This is a genomic window from Achromobacter sp. HZ01, from assembly GCF_003267925.1.
GTDB classification, from domain to species: Bacteria; Pseudomonadota; Gammaproteobacteria; order Burkholderiales; family Burkholderiaceae_B; genus Achromobacter; species Achromobacter pulmonis_A.
Map to the genome: position 1 here is coordinate 52,916 of NZ_LWKV01000005.1, position 17,345 is coordinate 70,260.

Here is a 17,345-nt window from a genome sequence, read left to right on the forward strand (position 1 = left end):
GGGCTGCCGCGGCGTTCAGTCCCTGCCTTCGGGCCGCTTGCCGAAGCGCGCGGCCAGCACGCCGCAGACCATCAGCTGGATCTGGTGGAACAGCATCAGCGGCAGCACGATCGCGCCCACGGCGTGGCCGGCGAACAGCACCTGCGCCATCGGGATGCCGCTGGCCAGGCTTTTCTTGGAGCCGCAGAACAGCAGCGTGATGCGGTCTTCGACGTTGAAGCCCAGCACCTTGCCGGCCAGGGCCGACAGGCCCAGCGCCAGGGCCAGGATCACCGCGCAGCACACCAGCAGGCCGAGCAGGGCCGGAATCGGCGTGGCGCTCCACAGGCCTTCGTTGATGGCCTCGGAGAAGGCCGTATAGACCACCAGCAGGATCGAGCCCTGGTCGACGAACTTGAGCATGGCCTTGCGCTTGTGGACCCAGGCGCCGATCCAGCGGCGCGCGAACTGGCCCAGCACGAAGGGCAGCAGCAGCTGCAGCATGATCTTGCCGACCGCGTCGAACGAAATCGGCGCGCTGCCGGCGTTGGCCACCACCGCGCCCACCAGCAGCGGCGTCAGAAAGATGCCCAGCAGGCTGGAGGCCGAGGCGCTGCACACCGCGGCCGGCACGTTGCCGCGCGCCATCGAGGTGAAGGCGATGGCCGACTGCACCGTGGCCGGCAGGCAGCACAGGAACAGGATGCCGAGGTACAGCTCGGGCGTGACCAGCGGCTCCAGCACCGGCTTGAGCGCCAGGCCCAGCAGCGGAAACATCAGGAAGGTCGCCGAAAAGATGGTCAGGTGCAGCTTCCAGTGCGTCAGCCCCGCGATGACGGCCTCGCGCGACAGGCGCGCGCCGTGCAGGAAAAACAGCAGGCCCACCGCGATATTCGTGATCCAGCCGAACACCTCCACGCCCTGGCCGTGGGCGGGCGCGATGCTGGCGATGATGACGGTGCAGATCAGGTAGAGCGTGAAGCGGTCGGGAAACAGGCGTGCGAGGCGTGACATGAGGGGGATGGGAATACGGACGAAAAGCGCCGCGGGGGCGCTGGAAACGGGGCGTATTGTAGTCCCGGGCCGTCCGGCTTTCCTGACAGCCAGGTGTCGGCCCGGCGCGCCTCAGGGCGTCATCGCCAGCGCCAGGTCGAATGCCGCCACCAGCGAGGCCTGGTCGGCCACGCCCTTGCCGGCGATGTCGAAGGCCGTGCCGTGGTCCACGCTGGTGCGCACGAAGGGCAGGCCCACCGTCACGTTGACGCCGTGGTCCAGCCCCAGGTATTTCACCGGGATCAGGCCCTGGTCGTGGTATTGCGCCACCACGATGTCGAACTCGCCGCGGCGCGCGCGCATGAACACCGTGTCGCCGGGCCAGGGGCCGCTGGCGTCTATGCCTTCGGCGCGCGCGGCGGCGATCGCCGGCTCGATGATGTCGACGTCCTCGCGGCCGAACTTGCCGCCTTCGCCGGCATGCGGGTTCAGGCCCGCGACCGCCACCCGCGGATGGGCGATGCCCATCTGCCGGCAGGCCCGGTCGGCCAGGCGCATGGCCCGCAGCTCCGCTTGCGGCGTGATGCGCGCGATCACGTCGGCCAGCGCCACGTGTATGGTCACCAGCAGCACGCGCAGCTCGTCGTTGGCCAGCATCATCGCGAAGTCGCGCGTGGCCGAGCGGTCGGCCAGGATCTCCGTGTGGCCCGGATAGTCGATGCCGGCGGCGTGCATGGATTTCTTGTTCAGCGGTGCGGTGACGATGGCGCGGATGCGGCCGGCCTGCGCATCGTCGATGGCCGCGCAGACGTAGTCGTAGGCGCCGCGCCCGGCGGCCGCATGGACCTGGCCCAGCGGCAGGTCGGCGGGCAGGGCGGGGCTGCATGCGATGACGTCGATGTGTCCGGCCGCGGCGCTGGCCTGGCCGACCTCGGCGATTTCCTTGATCGTCAGCCTGGCGCCCAGCTGGGCCGCGGCGCGGCGCAACTGGGCCGCGTCGCCATACACCACGCAGGGCGCGCCCAGGCCCTGCGCGCAGGCCTTGACGACGATTTCGGGGCCGATGCCGGCGGCATCGCCCATGGTGATGCCCACGGGCAGGGAGGGGTTCACGGTGCTGGGAATGGGATTGCGTTGCGGATAATGCTACACCCGTTCGCGGGCGCGGCCGGGCTTACTGCTTGCCGTTTTTCGGCGGTTCGATGACGCCGCATTCGAAGGTGACCGTGGCGCGCTTGGAGCCCAGGCCGGTGGCGTGGTTGGAGGTGATCTCCGGCTTGAGCAGCTTGCGTCCCATGGATTCGCAATGCTGCTCGGCGCGCTGCAGCGCCTGGTTCTTGAGCTCCACCCAGGTCAGCAGCTGGCTGCCGGAGCTGTAGGTGACGCTGTAGGTGTCCTTGTCGACCTGCTTGACCTCGCTCATGCTGGAGCAGGCTGCCAGGACGGCGAGCAGGGCGGCGGCGGGGACTAGGCGTACGAGCATGGAAAATCCTGAAATCGGGGCAATCGTCGGAGCAATCGTCATTACACCATTATTTCAGGGCGCGGCGACGGCGCTGCGCCGGTCCAGCTTGCGGCTCAGGACGATGGAAGTCTGCGTCTGCTTGACGCCGTCGATCAGGCCGATGCGGTCCAGCAGCTCGTCCAGCTGCTCATGGGTTTCGCAGCGCAAAAAAATCAGGTAGTCGTAGGGGCCGCTGACGGAGGAGACCTCCTCGACCTCGGGCATTTTCTCAAGTTCGCGGATCACGGCGGCAGGGGTCTTGGGCAGCACGCTGATGAAGCAGTAGGCGCGCACCGCGGCCTCTTCCAGTAGGCGTCCCAGGCGCACGCCGTAGCCGCTCACGATGTGCTCGCGCTCCAGCCTTGCGATGCGCGCCACCACCGTGGTGCGGGCCAGCCCCAGCTTGCGCGCCAGGATCGCCGCGGGTTCGCGCGCGTTGGCTTGCAGCAGGCTCAGCAGTTTGCGGTCGATGTCATCCAGTCTCTGGTTCATGGCCTAACCGTCCGACTCCGGAGGAATGCCGCCCTGATAGATGCGCCCGTCGAATTCGAAGCGCGTGATGGTCTTGCGCGCCGCGTCGAAAATGCGGTCGCGGCTGGCGGCGTCCAGGTCGTCGTGGTCGGCGAAGCTGAAACGGCAGAGGTCGATGTCGCTGTCATAGAAGGCGGAGTGCACGTGGCGGCTGACGCCGAGTTCGTGCGCGAAATGCGCGAACTCGCGCAGCTGCTCCATTTCGTGGAAGGCGCCGTTGCGGCTGACCAGCAGCATGCCGAACTTGCGTTCTTCGTCGGCCACCGGTTCGGGGGCCGGCTGCGCGGCGCCGGCGGGTTCGGCGTAGTCGAAGCCCGCGCCCAGCTCGGCCATGCAATCCAGCACGCGCTGCCAGGCCGCTTCGTCCAGGGCCAGGCGCGCGGCCACGAAGAACAGCCGCTGGCGGCCCAGCGCACGCGGCTCGGGCCCGCCGACATAGCTGGACCAGGGCGCGGCCGCATCCAGGCCGGCCAGTTCGGTCATGCGCGCGTCGCTGTATCCCAGCCTGTCCTGCAGGCGCTGCAGGGACTGGGCCGGCGGGGGAACGTAGTTCTGAATGGTCTTCATGAGCGCGCTCCGTTTTGCTCCAGGCGCCGCGCACGCGCGGCCTGCGCCGATTGGGACTACGCTTCATGCTAGCGTGCCGCGCCTGGCTTGCCTAGCGCCAGGGCGCGAGGGGCCATGCTAGGATTTGCGCCGACTTTTTTCGCCAGGAGGCTTACCCATGGATGTCCAGGAACAAATCGCCGTTATCGTCCACACCATCTCGCACCAGGGCGGCCGCATCGACGCGCTGAACGCGACCCTGATGTCGATGCTGCACCTGGCCAAGGCTTCGCCCGGCCTGCGCGAAGCCATCGAGGCGCAGCTGGAGCAGAACTATTCCAGCCTGCTGGCCCGTTCCGAGAACCCGCAATACGTGGCCGGCTTCGAGAGCGTGCGCGACATGGTCAACGCCGCCCTCAAGTAAGGGCCGCGCACCGGCGCAGTTACCCACAACTTCTGTGGACAAGCCTTGGGATAGCGCGCGCATAGCTGCGCAAATTCCTTTGATTACAAGGGCTTGCCCGCAGCGGTCAAAAGCCGCTCCAGCCGCGTGGCGGCGCCGCAACGCGGCGATCGTCCAAGCCGGGTAATATGCGCCCCCATGCGGAATCAGTATTCATCGGAACGCCGGAGCGCGGCCATTGCGCAGCGCGTCTCGGAAGCGGCAAAACTGGCGGCGTTCGACCCCGGCAAACTCTCGCCCGAAGCGCGCGAGAGCTGGGAACGCATGGGGCATGGCTTCAAGGCCTGGCACGACTTCGACCAGCGCCATCCCATCCTGCGCCGCCTGGCGCGCCTGCCGCTGGTGGGCGCCTGGTATCGCAAGGCGCGCCGCCGCCACGTGCTGCGCGCCAGCGGCCAACTGGTGTTCTGAGCCGCGCGCCGCGCTACTTGCGCCGCCGCCTGGCGTACAGGTGGTAGGCCAGCGCGATCAGCGCGCCGATGGCGAGGGCCACCGCCAGCTTGGTCTCGGCGCCGTGCAGCCGCCCCAGCATCGACTCGATGGTCTGCCCGAACGCATAGCCCAGCACGCTGAAGCACAGCGCCCAGATCGCGGCGGCCACCGCGTTGAGCACCAGGAACCGCAGCGCCGGCACCTGCGACACGCCCAGCGCCACCGGTCCCACCGTGCGCAGGCCATACAGAAAGCGCAGCGTCAGGATGAAGCCGTGGGGATAGCGCTCGACCAGGTCCAGCGCCTTGCCGAAGGCTGGCTGCGCGCGGACCCGCGCCACGTAGCGGTGCTCCCGGTAGCGCCGTCCCAGATAGAACAGCAGCTGGTCGGCGGCGAACGAGCCGGCGAACGCGCACAGCATCACGTCGGGCAGGCGCAGCAGGCGCTGGTGCGCCAGAAAGCCCGCCAGCACCACCACGCTCTCGCCTTCCAGAAAGGTGCCGGCCAGCACCGCCCACAGGCCGTAGTCGGCGATGAGCTGATGCAGCGTCGGGTTCATTTGCGCGGCCGCTCGGCCACGATGCGCGCCAGGGTCTGCAGCGCGCGCGTGATCTCGGGCGTGGTGCGCTGCCCGCAACTGATGCGCAGGAAATGCTCGTAGCGCGTGCTGTTGGAGAACATGGCGCCCGGCGCGACCCGTATGCCCTGGCGCAGCGCGCTTTCGAAAACCTCCATGCCGCTGCGCCCGTCCGGCATCTCGACCCACAGCAGCATGCCGCCGCGCGGCATGCTCAGGCGGGTGCCGGCCGGGAAGTGCGCGGCGATGGTCTCGGCGGTCTGGTCGCGCTGGGCCTTGAGGTGGCGGCGCAGCCTGGACAGGTGGCGGTCGTAGGCGCGCGAGCCCATGAACTCGGCCGCGGCCATCTGCGCCAGCGGCTCGTTGGGGCGGCTCTGCGCGAACTTGAGCATGGCGATGCGGGCCTTCCAGCGCCCGCCGATCAGCCAGCCCAGGCGCATGCCCGGCGCCAGCGTCTTGTGCATGGACGAGCAATAGATGACGTTGCCGGTCGCGTCCCAGGACTTGGCCGCCGGCAGCGGCGTGTCGTCGTCGGTCAGCGCGCCGTAGGTGTCGTCCTCGATCAGCGGCACCTGCTGGCGCTCGCACAGCGCCACCAGCCGGGCTTTCTCGGCCTCGGGCATGACGCAGCCCAGCGGGTTCTGGAAATTCGGCACCACCACCACCGCGCGGATGTTGCCGTGCGTCTGGAAGGCCAGGTCCAGCGCCTCGATGGACAGGCCGTGCTGCGGGCTGGTGGGGATCTCCAGCGCCCGCATGCCCAGGCTCTCCAGCACCTGCAGCAGGCCGAAGTAGGCCGGCGATTCGACCGCGATGGTGTCGCCCGGCCTGGCCACGGCGCGCAGCGCCAGGTTCAGGGCCTCGATGCAGCCATGCGTGACGATGACGTCGTCGGGCGTCGCATTGATGCCATTGGCCAGCGCCCGCCGCGCCAGCACCGCGCGCAGCGCCGGATGTCCCTGCGGCGGGACCGGATCGACCAGCGCGCGCGGCGACTGGCGCAGCGCGCGCATCATGGCCTGCTTCAAGGCTTCCATGGGATAGGCCTCGGGCACCGCCGCGGCCAGCGCGAAATTGGCGCTGACCGGGTGGGCCTCGCACTTGGCCACGAAGTCCGAGACGCGGTCGTGGATGCCCACGTATTGCGCGGTTCCCAGCGTCTGGCGGATATCCGGCTCGTCCACCGGCGGCATGCTCGCGCGGCGCGGCTTCAGCACGAAATAGCCGGAACGCGGCCGGGCCTCGATCAGGCCGTCGTCCTCCAGCTGGCGGCAGGCCTGCAACGCGGTGGAAAGGCTGACGTGATGGGTGCGCACCAGCGTGCGCACCGAGGGCATGCGCTGCGCCGGGGCGAGTACGCCGGTCTGGATGGCGCGCCGGTAGTGGTCGGCCAGGCGTAGATAGAGCGGTTGCGGGTCCATGCGCCGATCATGCTCCCCGAGGTCGGATGGTAGGTAGGCACAGATTCGCCAAAAGTACACCATAACAGCGGCAAAATCGAGGATCTGCTTCGATACAGAAACCCGGGATGTGTGGCTGTTGCGCATAGCAGCGGGCGCGTAGCCTGTCATGGTGTCACAGGAGATGCCCATGACCCCGAATTCCGTTGCGGATATCCAGGCCAGCCGCTGGTCGCTGGCCGCCGGCGCGAGCCGCCAGGTGGTGCTGCGCGCCTGCGCCACCGTGGTCTGCGTAAGCGGCAGCGTGCGCGTGGACGAGCCGGTCACCGGCCCGCAGGCCCCGGACGGCCTGCCTCTGGCCATGTCGGCCAGGCTTCACGCCGGCGAGGGCCACGGCCTGGCCTATGGCGGCGTGGCGCGCATCACCGCCATCGATGCGGCCGAAGTGATCTGCCTGGATCGCCCCGGCCTGGCGGCCCGGCTATGGCGGCTGGCGTGCGCGTTTTTGGGGTCGCGGATGGCGCAAAAGCAAAAAAATTCGCTGGGTGCGCTGCACAAGATTTCAAAATGATGTATGATTCACACATCAGACGCGGGGTGGAGCAGTCTGGCAGCTCGTCGGGCTCATAACCCGAAGGTCGTAGGTTCAAATCCTGCCCCCGCAACCAGTTTCAACAAAAAAGCCGCACTCGAAAGAGCCGCGGCTTTTTTGTTTTTGCGCCCGCTTCAGCGCCGCCCCAGCGCGCGCGAGCGCAGATTGTCCAGGAACACCGCCAGCAGCAATATCACGCCGCGCACGATGTACTGGTAGAAGGCCGGGATGTTCAGCAGGTTCATCGCGTTTTCGGCGATGCCCATGATCATCACCCCCACGATCACCCCGGTCATCGTCGCCCGGCCGCCGGCCAGCGAGACGCCGCCCAGCACGCAGGCCGAAATCACCGCCAGCTCCAGCCCCACGGCGGCGTTGGGCTGCCCCGAGGTGATGCGCGACGCCAGCAGGATGCCGGCGATGGCGCAGACCAGCCCCTGCAGCGCGAAGATGCAGATGCGGCTGCGATCGACCCTGACGCCGGCCAGCCGCGACGCTTCCGGGTTGCCGCCGATGGCGAGCACGTTCTTGCCGAACACGCTGCGATTCAGTACGAAGCCGAAGATCGCGAACAGCGCCGCCATCACCCAGATCGGGGTCGGGATGGTCAGGAACCTGGACAGCGCGATGTTGAAGAAGGCCGGGTCGTTGATGCCCACCGCCCGGCCTTCCGAAGCGATCAGCGCCAGGCCGCGCACGATCTGCATGGTCGCCAGCGTCGTGATGAGCGCATTGATGTGGAACTTCGCGATCACCAGGCCGTTGAGCCAGCCGACGATGGCGCCGCAGGCCAGCGCGGCCGCCGCGCCCAGCAGGATGGAGCCGCTGCCGTTCGAGACCATTACCGCGACCATGCCGGTGAACGCCACGATGGAGCCCACCGACAGGTCGAAGTCCCGAGCCGCCAGGCACAGCATCATGGTGCAGGCGACGATGCCCACCGTCACCACCGATTGCAACAACCCGAGCATGTTGCGCCCGGTCAGGAAGTTCGGCACGAAAATCGCCACCAGGACGAAAGCCAATACGAAGATGACCAGCAAGCCCTGTTCGCCCAACAGCAGTTTTTTCATCGGGGGAGTTCGCCACGAGTAGGAAGCGGCGGCCCGGCCCAGTCGGGCAGGGCCGCGGCAAGAATCCGGCGCTCGAGGAAATCGCCGCGCGTCAGCTCGGCGTCGATGCGGCCTTCGCACATCACCATCAGCCGGTCGCAGATGCCCATCACCTCGGGCAGTTCCGACGAGACGACGACGATCGCCATGCCATCCTCGGCCAGTTGGTAGAGCAGTTCGTAGATTTCGGATTTGGCGCCCACGTCTATGCCGCGCGTGGGTTCGTCGATGATGAGCACGCGGATGCCCTGTTCCGACAGCCAGCGCCCCAGGATGACCTTTTGCTGGTTGCCGCCCGACAGGTTGACGATGTCCTGGTGGCGCGAAGGCGTGCGCACGCGCAGCTTGCGGATATGGGTTTCGGCGGCCGCGATCTCCCTGGCGCGGTCGAGCACGCCGAGGCGCGCGCTGTGCCGCCGCGACGAGATGTTGATGTTCTCGGCGATCGAACGGCCCTGAATGATGCCGTCATGCTTGCGGTCCTCGGTGCACAGCGCCAGGCCGGCGCGGATCATGCCGTGCGGCGTATCGGCCTCGACCGGCGTCCCGTCCAGCGCGATGGTGCCGCCGTGGCGCGCATCGGCGCCGTAGATCAGGCGCATGAGTTCGGAGCGGCCGGCGCCGATCAGGCCGAAGAAGCCGAGGATTTCGCCGGCGCGCACCTCGAAGCTGGCCGGCGCCTTGAGCCGCTCGCCCGACAGGCCCTGCACCCGCAGCCGGACTGCGCCCTGCGCGCGCGGCCGGTAGCCCCAGATGTCGCTGATCTCGCGTCCCACCATTTCGGCCACGATCCGCTCGCGCGTCAGCCCTTCCATGTCGGGATGGTGGGCGGCGAGCCGGCCGTCGCGCAGCACGGTCATGCTGCTGCACAGCCGGAAGATCTCGTCCATCCGGTGCGAGACATAGAGAATCACCTTGCCCTGCGCGCGCAGGCTCTCGATCATCGCGAACAGCACCTCGCTTTCGCGCGAGGACAGCGAGGAAGTGGGTTCGTCCAGCGCGATCACGCGGGCGTCCAGCATGACCGCCTTGGCGATCTCGACCATCTGGCGCTCGCCGATGGACAGCTGCTTGATCCGGCGGCGCGGATCGATGTCGATGCCGGCGGAATCGAGCCGGGCCGCGACCGTGTCGATCATGCGCCGCCGCGAGATCACGCCAGCCCTTGCCGGAAACCGTCCCAGCATGAGGTTCTCGGCCACGGTCAGTTCGGGAACCAGCTGCAGCTCCTGGTGGATGACGATCACGCCGTTGTCGAAGGCGTCGCCGGTCGAGGCGTATTGCTGCGCTTTCCCGTCGATGGCGATGCCGCCCGCGTCAGCCTGCAGATCGCCCGACAGGATCTTGATGAGCGTGGACTTGCCGGCCCCGTTCTCGCCCATCAGGCCGTGCACCGCGCCTTTTTCGACGCCGAAGCTCACGTCCGACAGCGCCGTGACGCCCGGATAGCTTTTGCTGACGCCGGTGAATTCGAGATAGGCCATGGCTGCTCCCGGATGCGGGCGATGCCGGCTCACCGCCCCGGCCGGCAGGATCATTCGATCCCCAGGTTCTTGCGGACCTGCTGGTAATCGTTGCGGGCCGCCAGCGTGCCCGAGGTCAGGATCAGCGGCTCGGGGGCGGCGCCGCTGGCGATCCATTCGTACATGTTCAGCGCCGTTTCGTAGCCGTGGCGCCGCGGCGAGATGATGACCGTGCCGGCGAAGCCGGTGGGCTTGGGCTTTTTGAATTCGTTGATCGCCGATTCCGCGCCGCCGATGCCCACGGCGATGACGTTTTCCGGCGGGATGCCCACGCTTTCGGTGGCGCGCACGGCGCCCAGCGCGGCCTCGTCGTTCAGGCCGAAGGCGACCCAGCGCTTGATGCCGGGATGGGCGTTGAGCACCGTGGTGGCGGCGTTGAGCGCCGCTTCGGTGTCGGTCTTGGCCTGCGGCGCATCGAAGATGGACGCCTGGGGGAAGCCGCCGGCCTTCAGGATCGAGATGGCGCCCTCGACGCGGTCGGTGGCGGTGGGCAGCTGGTCGTAGGACACGCGGATGGCGCCGGCCTGGGCGATGTTCCAGCCGCGCCGCTTGATCTCGGCCATGATCGCGTGGCCGACGGTCTCGCCGATCCGGGTCGCCGAGATACCCATGTGCGGCACCGATGCGAGCGGCGCGCCCGCGGCGTCGACCAGCCGGTCATCGACCGTCATCATCTTCATCTCGTTGGCCCGCGCCTTGGCGACCAGGCCCGGGCCCAGATTCACGTCCGGGGTGCAGACGATGAAGCCCTGCACGCCCTGCGCGCCGAGGTTGTCGATCGCGGCCATGAGCTTCTCGCCGTCGGCGGCGCCGATCTTGACCAGTTCGAAGCCTTTTTCGGCGGCCGCCTGGTCGGCGAATTTCCATTCGTCCTGGAACCACGGTTCCTCGGGCTGCTTGACGATGAATCCGATCTTCACGTTGCCGGCCTGGGCCGCGCCGACTCCCGCCAGGGGGACGAGCGCCAGCGCGGCGACCAGCAGCGCCTGCTTCAGGAAACGCATGATTTTTCTCCTTCCGTGCTGGACTGCTCGCGGGCCGTCCTGTATGAAAACCGGGTGGATTCATCATATAAATCAAGGCAATAGACATGATGAACAGACTGCGATTCATTAGAGGCAGCAGGGCTTGCAGTGTCAAAGCAATCGGTCCGAAATAGGAGCAGGCAGGAGGCGCAATGACCGTACTGGACGACTACCGCCTGGAACTGGGCGAAGGGCCGGGCTACGACCCGGCCAGCGGGCTGGCCTGGTGGTTCGACATCGTGGGCCGCAGGCTGTATACGCGCGCTGACGCCGGCCGGGGCTGCGGCGGCGCCACGCAGGTGGCCGGGCTGCCGCTGGCGGCCAGCGCCATGGCCATCACCGAGGACGGCGCCCGCCAGCTGCTGCTGGCCGAGAACGGGCTGTACCTGCGCGATCCGGTTTCCGGCGCGCTGGACCTGCATCTGCCGCTGGAGGCCGACAACCCCGCCACCCGCTCGAACGACGCGCGCGTGCACCCCTGCGGGGCCTTCTGGATCAGTACCATGGGCTGGCAGGCGGAACCCGGCGCCGGCAGCATCTACCACTACTACCGGGGGCGGGTGCAACGGCTGCGCGACGGGGTGACGATCCCCAACGCCATCTGCTTTGCGCCGGACGGGCGCATCGCCTATTTCGCCGACACCGCGCGCGGCGTCGTCTTCCGGGTCGCGACCGATCCCGCCACCGGCCTGCCGCAGGGCGCGCCGGAACCGTTTCTGAGCGGGCTGGACGGCGGCCCAGACGGCGCCGTGACCGACGCCGCCGGCGCCATCTGGATCGCTCTGTGGGGCGCCGGCCGGGTCGCCGGCTTCGCGCCCGACGGCCGGCCGGTGGGCAGCATCGAGCTGGGCGCGGCCCAGGTCAGCTGCCCCGCCTTCATCGGCGCCGACGCGCGCAGGATGCTGGTCACCAGCGCCCGCGCCGGGCTGGACGATGCGCAGCTGCGGGCCTCGCCCGAGGCGGGCGCGACCTTCTGCGTGGACCTCGGCTTCGCCGGCAGATTCGATCCCAGGGTGGCGCTGTAGGTCCGGCCCGCGGACTTGTCCGGCGTCAAGGTTTGCGCCGGCCCGGGCTTTCCCGGATGCGCCGGGGCCGCACACCGGGGCGGCCCTGCGCTACGATGGGTCACGCGTGCTAGGTTGCCGCATTCGAGGAGGGTCCATGGGAACCGCGAAATACGATCATCCCGGCTACGTCGCCGACACCGGCGCCGAAGGCAAGTACCACGTGGGAATCTGGTGCCCCCACGGCTATCCCGCCCATATCCATATCGGCCGTCCGGCCGAAAGCGGCGATCCCCAGGCGCTGCTGCGGCTGCGCATCCCGGACGGCGTGTTCCAGTCGCTGCCGGACGATCCCGAAACCCTGTGCCGGCGTGCGCTGGGCCAGGCGCTGGACGCCGGGCTGCTGCCGTCGGTCTCGGTGGACGGCGAGTACCAGGAGCTGCGCTTCCAGCTCGACGCCGAACCCTGGCCGGGACCGATGCTGGCGGCCGTCCGCAACTAGCTCTTGGCAGGGCAGGGCGGCGAAGTTGCCCACAATGATTGTGGACAAGCCTTGGGATAGCCCTTGTGCATGTCGGCTTTTCCCTGCCATTACAACGACTTGGCGCTTGCGCTCAATAAACGCCCTGAGGGGCGTTTATTGCGTCCGGGCAGGGCTGTGCGACAATCCTGGCCCGCGGCGCGCGCCGCATTCTCTTCCGGTTTCTCTCCCATGCACCGTGCCATGCCCGTCCGTTTCGCCGGCCTGAAGGCGCTTGCGCCATGAGCGCGCCGCACACGGACGATCCGGCGGCGCCGGCCGCCCGGCGCGTCGCCGTCATCGGCGGCGGTCCGGCGGGCCTGATGGCCGCCGAACGCTTGAGCGCGCACGCGGTGCAGGTGGACGTGTTCGACGCGATGCCTTCGGTCGGGCGCAAGTTCCTGATGGCCGGGCGCGGCGGCCTGAACCTGACCCATAGCGAGCCGGCCGGCGCGTTCCTGGCCCGCTACGGCGCGCGCGCGCAACAGGTGGCGCCGTGGCTGGCGGCGCTGGACGCCGACGGCCTGCGCGACTGGGCCCACGGGCTCGGCATCCAAACTTTCGTGGGCTCGTCGGGCCGTGTTTTTCCAGAGGAAATGAAAGCGGCGCCGCTGCTGCGGGCCTGGCTCGCGCGGCTGCGCGCCAGCGGGGTGCGGCTGCACATGCGGCACCGCTGGCTGGGCTGGCCGCCCGGCGCGTCGCCGTCGGCCGGCGCGCTGCGCTTCGATACGCCCGCCGGCGAGCAGGCCTATGCCGCCGACGCCGTGGTGCTGGCGCTGGGCGGCGGCAGCTGGGCCAGGCTGGGATCGGACGGCGCGTGGATGGCGGGGCTGCAGGCCCACGGCGTGCAGACCGCGCCGCTGCGGCCGGCCAACTGCGGCTTCGACGTGGCGTGGTCGGATCACTTCCGCGAGCGCAACGCCGGCCAGCCCGTCAAATCCGTGGCCATGGCCTGCGAGACGGCGACCGGCCGCGGCCCGTTCCGGCAGGGCGAATTCGTCATTTCCGAGACCGGCATCGAAGGCAGCCTGGTCTACGCCTTGTCGGCGCCCCTGCGGGACCGTATCGAGGCCGGGGGCGAGGCCCGCGCCATCCTCGACCTGCTGCCCGACTGGCCGCAGGAAAAAGTGACGGCCGCGGTGACGCATCCGCGCGGCGCGCGGTCCATGTCCAGCCACCTGCAGAGCCGGCTCGGGCTCAAGGGCGTCAAGGCGGGCCTGCTGCGCGAATGCGCGGCGGCCGAGGACTTCCGCGATCCGGCCCGGCTCGCCCTGCGCATCAAGGCCTTGCCGCTGCGGCTGGCGCGCGCCCGTCCCATCGACGAGGCCATCAGCACCGCCGGCGGCGTGGCGTTCGAGGCGCTGACGCCCGCGCTGATGCTGCGGGCGGCGCCCGGGGTGTTCTGCGCGGGCGAGATGCTGGATTGGGAAGCGCCCACCGGCGGCTATCTGCTGACGGCGTGCATGGCCAGCGGCGCCGTCGCGGCGGACGGCGTCGTGGCGTATCTGGAGGAAACCCGGCCCGCGGCCGGCTGAGGATCAGGACCGGGAGGGGGAGGACGCCATGCCGGCCGGCGCGCGCGGCGCGAGGTCGCCGACCACATGGCCCACCACGGGCGGGCCGCCCTCGGGCTGCGTGATGATGCCGATCACCCGGGTGACGGACTGGGTCTGAATGCGGCTGCCCTGGGCAGGGTCCTGCACCAGTTGCCAGATGGCGGCGTCGTCGCTCTCGGATTCGGCATCGTCGTGTTGCGGAACGCCCAGGCAGTTGCGAGCAAAACAGGACCAGTCTTCCGCGCTGCACGGCAGGCCATGCGCGGTGGCCAGGCGGGCCAGCGCCTGGGGGGCGTCGGCCTGGCTGGCGGCGTGCTGGGCGGCGGCGCCCAGCGTCACATCCAGCGACAGCAGCCGGAGAAACTCTACGACATTGTCCGTGTTCATTCTGCGTCTCCTGCCTGCTACGGCTGTTTTGATTCTGAGCCTGCCTGGACCGGCGTGCGGGCGTTCATCCCGCCTGTCCCAGCATGGATACCAATGATTGTTTCAGGCGTGCCGAAAAAATAGGTACCGTATGGGATACCCCGTTGCGGTCCACGCCTTCCTTGAGTTCGACAGTCTGTCCGAGAAAAATATCCGGCGCCGCGCCGATTTCGTTGTACCGGACCAGCAGTTCGTCCACGTCGCGCTGGGCGTCGTCCAGCGTGCCGCTGGAAGCGAGCTTGCCGGCGGCGTGAGCCTGCAGGATCCGGTGCAGATCGTCGATGAACAGCGCCAAAGCCGCCTGTCCACGGCATTCGGGCTGTTCCCAGCCCCAGCCTTGCGGGGAGGAACCGGGACGCTGCGATACATGTTTCTTGATCATTTGCGAATGCTAATCCATTGCCGGCAATTTCGCGACAGGCGCGGCGTTGCGCCCGCGCAAAGCGGCCCGTCCACAAGGTGATGCGCAAATTGGGGACTTTGCGGTATGCTGATTTCGCCTTCCAAGCCCGACAGGAGATGTTCATGAAAAACAAAGTCTTTCTCGTCATGCTGCTTTCGATCGCCGCGCTATCGGCGGGCTGCAACACGGTCGCGGGCGCTGGCAAGGACATCCAGCGCGGCGGCGAAAAGATCGAAGGCGCCGCTACCAAGTAGCGCCGCCAGCGTCAGCCGCGCTTTGGCCAGAGGCCGTGCGTGAAATGCCCAGCATTTCACGCGCGGTTTTTTTTCGCCGCCGGGCGGGCCCTGGAAGCGGGAATGGCTGGGGCATAATCTTGCAATCCGAATCTATCTCTGAGCGGGAAGTGTCATGCGCAAGTCTGTGTGGGTGGGAGTGGCGGTCGCGGCCTTGTTGGCCGGCTGCGCAAGCAGGGGGGTCTACGAGTCCGATGCCGTATTGAAGGAGACCTTCGTCGTCAATACCAACTACGAGGCGGCGTTTCGCCGCGCCGGCGAATACGTGCGCGTCTGCCACGTCCAGGTGCAGCACGCCTACAACGTCGCCTATGCCTGGCGCAGCGTGAAGGGCGAAAAGGGCGCGCCGGACGAGGTGCAGCTCTATAAGGTGACGGAGCCTGCCAAGGTGCTGGAGCTGATCACCGCCGAGACCGACACGCCTTCCACCTCCAAGGTGACCGTCACCGTGCTGGGCGAGGACCGCTGGGACCAGGCGGAGCTTGCCGCCGCCAAGGCCTCGATCCAGAGCGCGACGCCCGTCTGCCGCCAACGCTGAGCGACCATGGACGCCCGTTCCCAGCAGATCCGCGCAAGCGCCATGTCGTTCTCCCTGCTGGCGGGGGCGTTCCGCTTCCTGGGCTGGCTCAACGGCGGGGCGGCGCTGGTGGTGACGGCCTTTCTGCTGGGCATCGTGGGCGGCGAGGTCGCCGCGCCCGACCTGCAGCTGCCGCTGGAACTGCTGCTCGGCGGCCTGCTGGCCAGTTGCCTGGGCCTGTTGTTCGCCTACCTCGCGCAGGTCAGCCTGTTGCGCCAAGGCTACACCGGACATCTGACGCGGGCTCATCTGCCCGCGCAGCTTCTGGCCATGTTCTGCTACCTGCTCAGCGCGCTGGCCTTCTGCGCCGCGTGCTGGGTGGCGGCCGCGCAGGCGGTGGTGGACCCTCCGCAGATGACGGCGGCGCTGAGCCCGCGCTGAGCCGACTGCCTCGGGGTTTACCCGTGTGCGCAAAAGTGTTGGACTTGAGTTTGTGTTGAGAATAATATGCGCGTTGCGTATATAAATCCTCTGTCTCGGGGCCCGTCATGACCATTTCCCAGCAAGCCTTCCTGCGTGACGCCATGCGGCGCCTGAACCTCACGCGCGACGTTTTCGCCACCCGCATCGGCGTCAAGCGCCGCGCCCTGGATACCTGGCTGCTGCCCGAGGGCTCGCAGGAATTCCGCGCCATGCCGGAAGTGGTGCAGCGCTTTGTCACGGAAATCGTGCAGAACGGGGTCTTGCTGGAAAAATATACGCAAAGCGTACAAGAAGGGCCTCTGCGTGACCGTATCGCGGTGGAAGGCAAGCACCAGCTGCTGTCGGTGGACCAGTTCACCCGCGAATCGGTCGAGGACCTGTTCCGCGTGGCCGACATGATGCAGCCCATCGCGCGTCGCCAGAAAGTCTCGCGCGTGCTCGAGGGCGCCGTGCTGGGCAACCTGTTCTTCGAGGCCAGCACGCGCACCCGCGTCAGCTTCGGTTCGGCGTTCTGCCGCCTGGGCGGCTCGGTGTGCGACACCACCGGCTTCACCTTCTCGTCCATGGCCAAGGGCGAATCCATTTACGACACCAGCCGCGTCATGAGCGGCTACGTCGACGCGATGGTCATCCGCCATCCGGAGCAGGGCTCGGTCGCCGAGTTCGCGCGCGCCACCAACATTCCGGTGGTCAACGGCGGCGACGGCCCGGGCGAACACCCCAGCCAGGCCCTGCTCGATCTGTACACGATCCTCACCGAGTTCTCGCGCCTGGGCAAGCTGCTCGACGGCGCCCACATCGCGATGGTCGGCGACCTGAAGTACGGCCGCACCGTGCATTCGCTGATCAAGCTGATGGCGCTGTACAAGAACGTGAAGTTTTCGCTGGTCTCGCCCAAGGGCCTGGAAATGCCGGCCTACATCATCGAGCAGGCCAGCCGCAACGGCAACATGATCGAGCAGAAGAGCTCGCTGGCCGAAGGCCTGGCCGGCGCCGACGTGATCTACGCGACGCGCGTGCAGAAAGAGCGCTTCGCCAACGAAGAGAACGAAGGCTACACGCCCGACTTCCAGATCAACCGCGCCATCATCGACGCCTATTGCAGCCCCGAGACCATCGTCATGCACCCGCTGCCGCGCGACAGCCGCCCGGGCGCCAACGACCTGAGCGTGGACCTCAACCACGATCCGCGCCTGGCGATCTTCCGCCAGACCGACAACGGCATTCCCATCCGCATGGCGATCTTCGCGGTGCTGCTGGGCGTGGAAGGCCTGGTGCAGCACTCGATGCGCGACGTGACGTGGCGCCATCCCTCGCATGTCGGGCCGGACGATTCGGCTTTCCACGGCCTGGATTGATCCCCGTCCGGTGAAATAGTCCTGCGGCGCGGTCGGGCAGTCGGCCGGGCCGCCGCGATTTGAAGCATAATCCGCGCTGGTTTTTGTCTGCCGCGTGTCGCATTCTGC

22 protein-coding genes and 1 tRNA gene are annotated in these 17,345 nt (G+C 68.2%); 11 read left to right on the forward strand and 12 right to left on the reverse strand.

Annotated elements, in window-relative coordinates; all coding sequences use genetic code 11:
• Window positions 1-15: 15 nt before the first annotated feature.
• The 5 genes from A6B37_RS22930 to A6B37_RS22950 all read right to left on the reverse strand — a co-directional run bounded on the left by A6B37_RS22930 (window position 16) and on the right by A6B37_RS22950 (window position 3,574).
• Window positions 16-993 carry a bile acid:sodium symporter family protein gene (locus A6B37_RS22930; RefSeq protein WP_111827011.1) on the reverse strand — a complete coding sequence of 326 codons (978 nt, stop codon included), beginning with the start codon at window positions 991-993 and terminating at the stop codon, window positions 16-18.
• Window positions 994-1,104: 111 nt separating this feature from the next.
• Window positions 1,105-2,085 carry a 4-hydroxythreonine-4-phosphate dehydrogenase PdxA gene (pdxA, locus tag A6B37_RS22935; protein ID WP_111827012.1) on the reverse strand — a complete coding sequence of 327 codons (981 nt, stop codon included), beginning with the start codon at window positions 2,083-2,085 and terminating at the stop codon, window positions 1,105-1,107.
• Window positions 2,086-2,146: 61 nt separating this feature from the next.
• Entirely contained in the window at window positions 2,147-2,455 is a 309-nt protein-coding gene (locus tag A6B37_RS22940) for a hypothetical protein (RefSeq protein WP_102774778.1), read from the reverse strand.
• Window positions 2,456-2,509: 54 nt separating this feature from the next.
• Complete coding sequence (locus tag A6B37_RS22945; RefSeq protein WP_102774777.1) at window positions 2,510-2,968, reverse strand: Lrp/AsnC family transcriptional regulator; 459 nt, start codon at window positions 2,966-2,968, stop codon at window positions 2,510-2,512.
• Window positions 2,969-2,971: 3 nt separating this feature from the next.
• Window positions 2,972-3,574, reverse strand: a complete 603-nt coding sequence (locus tag A6B37_RS22950) for a hypothetical protein (protein WP_102774776.1) — start codon at window positions 3,572-3,574, stop codon at window positions 2,972-2,974.
• A 157-nt stretch (window positions 3,575-3,731) separates the two neighbouring features.
• Between A6B37_RS22950 and A6B37_RS22955 the strand changes: the two genes are divergently transcribed.
• The gene (locus A6B37_RS22955) at window positions 3,732-3,977 is read left to right on the forward strand and encodes a hypothetical protein (RefSeq protein WP_102774775.1); all 246 of its coding nucleotides are present in this window, start codon (window positions 3,732-3,734) and stop codon (window positions 3,975-3,977) included.
• A 177-nt stretch (window positions 3,978-4,154) separates the two neighbouring features.
• Window positions 4,155-4,427 (forward strand): hypothetical protein, encoded by a 273-nt coding sequence (locus tag A6B37_RS22960; protein WP_246842550.1) that lies wholly within the window; start codon window positions 4,155-4,157, stop codon window positions 4,425-4,427.
• 13 nt (window positions 4,428-4,440) lie between these two features.
• On the opposite strand, the gene A6B37_RS22965 is transcribed toward A6B37_RS22960, so the two are convergent.
• Together A6B37_RS22965 and A6B37_RS22970 are read right to left on the reverse strand one after the other, a co-directional pair.
• On the reverse strand, window positions 4,441-5,007 hold the full coding sequence (locus tag A6B37_RS22965) for a DedA family protein (RefSeq protein WP_102774774.1): 567 nt from the start codon (window positions 5,005-5,007) through the stop codon (window positions 4,441-4,443).
• Window positions 5,004-6,446, reverse strand: coding sequence for a PLP-dependent aminotransferase family protein (locus A6B37_RS22970; protein WP_102774773.1), 1,443 nt, complete (start codon window positions 6,444-6,446; stop codon window positions 5,004-5,006). The genes A6B37_RS22965 and A6B37_RS22970 overlap by 4 nt, the downstream gene beginning before the upstream one ends.
• Before the next feature lie 169 nt (window positions 6,447-6,615).
• Between A6B37_RS22970 and A6B37_RS22975 the strand changes: the two genes are divergently transcribed.
• Together A6B37_RS22975 and A6B37_RS22980 are read left to right on the forward strand one after the other, a co-directional pair.
• The gene (locus A6B37_RS22975; protein WP_111827013.1) at window positions 6,616-6,996 is read left to right on the forward strand and encodes a hypothetical protein; all 381 of its coding nucleotides are present in this window, start codon (window positions 6,616-6,618) and stop codon (window positions 6,994-6,996) included.
• A gap of 20 nt (window positions 6,997-7,016) precedes the next feature.
• Window positions 7,017-7,093: transfer RNA gene (locus A6B37_RS22980), tRNA-Met, on the forward strand.
• Between the two features lie 58 nt (window positions 7,094-7,151).
• On the opposite strand, the gene araH is transcribed toward A6B37_RS22980, so the two are convergent.
• From araH to A6B37_RS22995, 3 genes are read right to left on the reverse strand one after another with little or no spacing between them, the layout of a single operon-like run.
• A complete protein-coding gene (gene araH / locus A6B37_RS22985) occupies window positions 7,152-8,090 on the reverse strand; it encodes an L-arabinose ABC transporter permease AraH (RefSeq protein WP_111827014.1) in 939 nt (312 codons plus the stop codon).
• The gene (araG, locus tag A6B37_RS22990; RefSeq protein WP_111827015.1) at window positions 8,087-9,613 is read right to left on the reverse strand and encodes an L-arabinose ABC transporter ATP-binding protein AraG; all 1,527 of its coding nucleotides are present in this window, start codon (window positions 9,611-9,613) and stop codon (window positions 8,087-8,089) included. Before araG ends, araH begins: the two co-directional genes overlap by 4 nt.
• Window positions 9,614-9,663: 50 nt before the next feature.
• On the reverse strand, window positions 9,664-10,647 hold the full coding sequence (locus tag A6B37_RS22995; RefSeq protein ID WP_246842554.1) for an arabinose ABC transporter substrate-binding protein: 984 nt from the start codon (window positions 10,645-10,647) through the stop codon (window positions 9,664-9,666).
• A 182-nt stretch (window positions 10,648-10,829) separates the two neighbouring features.
• Between A6B37_RS22995 and A6B37_RS23000 the strand changes: the two genes are divergently transcribed.
• From A6B37_RS23000 to A6B37_RS23010, 3 genes are all read left to right on the forward strand, one after another.
• On the forward strand, window positions 10,830-11,702 hold the full coding sequence (locus tag A6B37_RS23000; RefSeq protein ID WP_111827017.1) for an SMP-30/gluconolactonase/LRE family protein: 873 nt from the start codon (window positions 10,830-10,832) through the stop codon (window positions 11,700-11,702).
• 136 nt (window positions 11,703-11,838) lie between these two features.
• Window positions 11,839-12,183, forward strand: coding sequence for a hypothetical protein (locus A6B37_RS23005; RefSeq protein ID WP_102774767.1), 345 nt, complete (start codon window positions 11,839-11,841; stop codon window positions 12,181-12,183).
• 260 nt (window positions 12,184-12,443) lie between these two features.
• On the forward strand, window positions 12,444-13,736 hold the full coding sequence (locus tag A6B37_RS23010) for a TIGR03862 family flavoprotein (RefSeq protein ID WP_111827018.1): 1,293 nt from the start codon (window positions 12,444-12,446) through the stop codon (window positions 13,734-13,736).
• Between the two features lie 3 nt (window positions 13,737-13,739).
• Here the strand turns inward: A6B37_RS23010 and A6B37_RS23015 are convergent, their stop codons facing one another.
• Complete coding sequence (locus tag A6B37_RS23015) at window positions 13,740-14,144, reverse strand: hypothetical protein (protein ID WP_102774765.1); 405 nt, start codon at window positions 14,142-14,144, stop codon at window positions 13,740-13,742.
• 64 nt (window positions 14,145-14,208) lie between these two features.
• On the reverse strand, window positions 14,209-14,565 hold the full coding sequence (locus A6B37_RS23020; protein WP_102774764.1) for a hypothetical protein: 357 nt from the start codon (window positions 14,563-14,565) through the stop codon (window positions 14,209-14,211).
• 143 nt (window positions 14,566-14,708) lie between these two features.
• On the opposite strand from A6B37_RS23020, the gene A6B37_RS23025 reads away from it, so the two are divergent.
• The 4 genes from A6B37_RS23025 (at window position 14,709) to A6B37_RS23040 (ending at window position 17,237) form a co-directional block, all read left to right on the forward strand.
• Window positions 14,709-14,840 (forward strand): entericidin A/B family lipoprotein, encoded by a 132-nt coding sequence (locus A6B37_RS23025; protein ID WP_042792633.1) that lies wholly within the window; start codon window positions 14,709-14,711, stop codon window positions 14,838-14,840.
• A gap of 154 nt (window positions 14,841-14,994) precedes the next feature.
• Window positions 14,995-15,417 (forward strand): hypothetical protein, encoded by a 423-nt coding sequence (locus A6B37_RS23030; RefSeq protein ID WP_102774763.1) that lies wholly within the window; start codon window positions 14,995-14,997, stop codon window positions 15,415-15,417.
• 6 nt (window positions 15,418-15,423) lie between these two features.
• Complete coding sequence (locus tag A6B37_RS23035) at window positions 15,424-15,837, forward strand: hypothetical protein (protein ID WP_102774762.1); 414 nt, start codon at window positions 15,424-15,426, stop codon at window positions 15,835-15,837.
• Window positions 15,838-15,944: 107 nt separating this feature from the next.
• Window positions 15,945-17,237, forward strand: a complete 1,293-nt coding sequence (locus tag A6B37_RS23040; protein ID WP_111827019.1) for an aspartate carbamoyltransferase — start codon at window positions 15,945-15,947, stop codon at window positions 17,235-17,237.
• Window positions 17,238-17,345 lie beyond the last annotated feature (108 nt).

Coding starts and splice junctions, on each gene's coding strand:
- A6B37_RS22930 (WP_111827011.1), bottom strand. CDS start 993: ATGTCACGCCTCGCACGCCTGTTTCCCGACCGCTTCACGCTCTACCTG.
- A6B37_RS22940 (WP_102774778.1), bottom strand. CDS start 2,455: ATGCTCGTACGCCTAGTCCCCGCCGCCGCCCTGCTCGCCGTCCTGGCA.
- A6B37_RS22945 (WP_102774777.1), bottom strand. CDS start 2,968: ATGAACCAGAGACTGGATGACATCGACCGCAAACTGCTGAGCCTGCTG.
- A6B37_RS22950 (WP_102774776.1), bottom strand. CDS start 3,574: ATGAAGACCATTCAGAACTACGTTCCCCCGCCGGCCCAGTCCCTGCAG.
- A6B37_RS22955 (WP_102774775.1), top strand. CDS start 3,732: ATGGATGTCCAGGAACAAATCGCCGTTATCGTCCACACCATCTCGCAC.
- A6B37_RS22960 (WP_246842550.1), top strand. CDS start 4,155: ATGCGGAATCAGTATTCATCGGAACGCCGGAGCGCGGCCATTGCGCAG.
- A6B37_RS22965 (WP_102774774.1), bottom strand. CDS start 5,007: ATGAACCCGACGCTGCATCAGCTCATCGCCGACTACGGCCTGTGGGCG.
- A6B37_RS22970 (WP_102774773.1), bottom strand. CDS start 6,446: ATGGACCCGCAACCGCTCTATCTACGCCTGGCCGACCACTACCGGCGC.
- A6B37_RS22975 (WP_111827013.1), top strand. CDS start 6,616: ATGACCCCGAATTCCGTTGCGGATATCCAGGCCAGCCGCTGGTCGCTG.
- araH (WP_111827014.1), bottom strand. CDS start 8,090: ATGAAAAAACTGCTGTTGGGCGAACAGGGCTTGCTGGTCATCTTCGTA.
- araG (WP_111827015.1), bottom strand. CDS start 9,613: ATGGCCTATCTCGAATTCACCGGCGTCAGCAAAAGCTATCCGGGCGTC.
- A6B37_RS23000 (WP_111827017.1), top strand. CDS start 10,830: ATGACCGTACTGGACGACTACCGCCTGGAACTGGGCGAAGGGCCGGGC.
- A6B37_RS23005 (WP_102774767.1), top strand. CDS start 11,839: ATGGGAACCGCGAAATACGATCATCCCGGCTACGTCGCCGACACCGGC.
- A6B37_RS23010 (WP_111827018.1), top strand. CDS start 12,444: ATGAGCGCGCCGCACACGGACGATCCGGCGGCGCCGGCCGCCCGGCGC.
- A6B37_RS23015 (WP_102774765.1), bottom strand. CDS start 14,144: ATGAACACGGACAATGTCGTAGAGTTTCTCCGGCTGCTGTCGCTGGAT.
- A6B37_RS23020 (WP_102774764.1), bottom strand. CDS start 14,565: ATGATCAAGAAACATGTATCGCAGCGTCCCGGTTCCTCCCCGCAAGGC.
- A6B37_RS23025 (WP_042792633.1), top strand. CDS start 14,709: ATGAAAAACAAAGTCTTTCTCGTCATGCTGCTTTCGATCGCCGCGCTA.
- A6B37_RS23030 (WP_102774763.1), top strand. CDS start 14,995: ATGCGCAAGTCTGTGTGGGTGGGAGTGGCGGTCGCGGCCTTGTTGGCC.
- A6B37_RS23035 (WP_102774762.1), top strand. CDS start 15,424: ATGGACGCCCGTTCCCAGCAGATCCGCGCAAGCGCCATGTCGTTCTCC.
- A6B37_RS23040 (WP_111827019.1), top strand. CDS start 15,945: ATGACCATTTCCCAGCAAGCCTTCCTGCGTGACGCCATGCGGCGCCTG.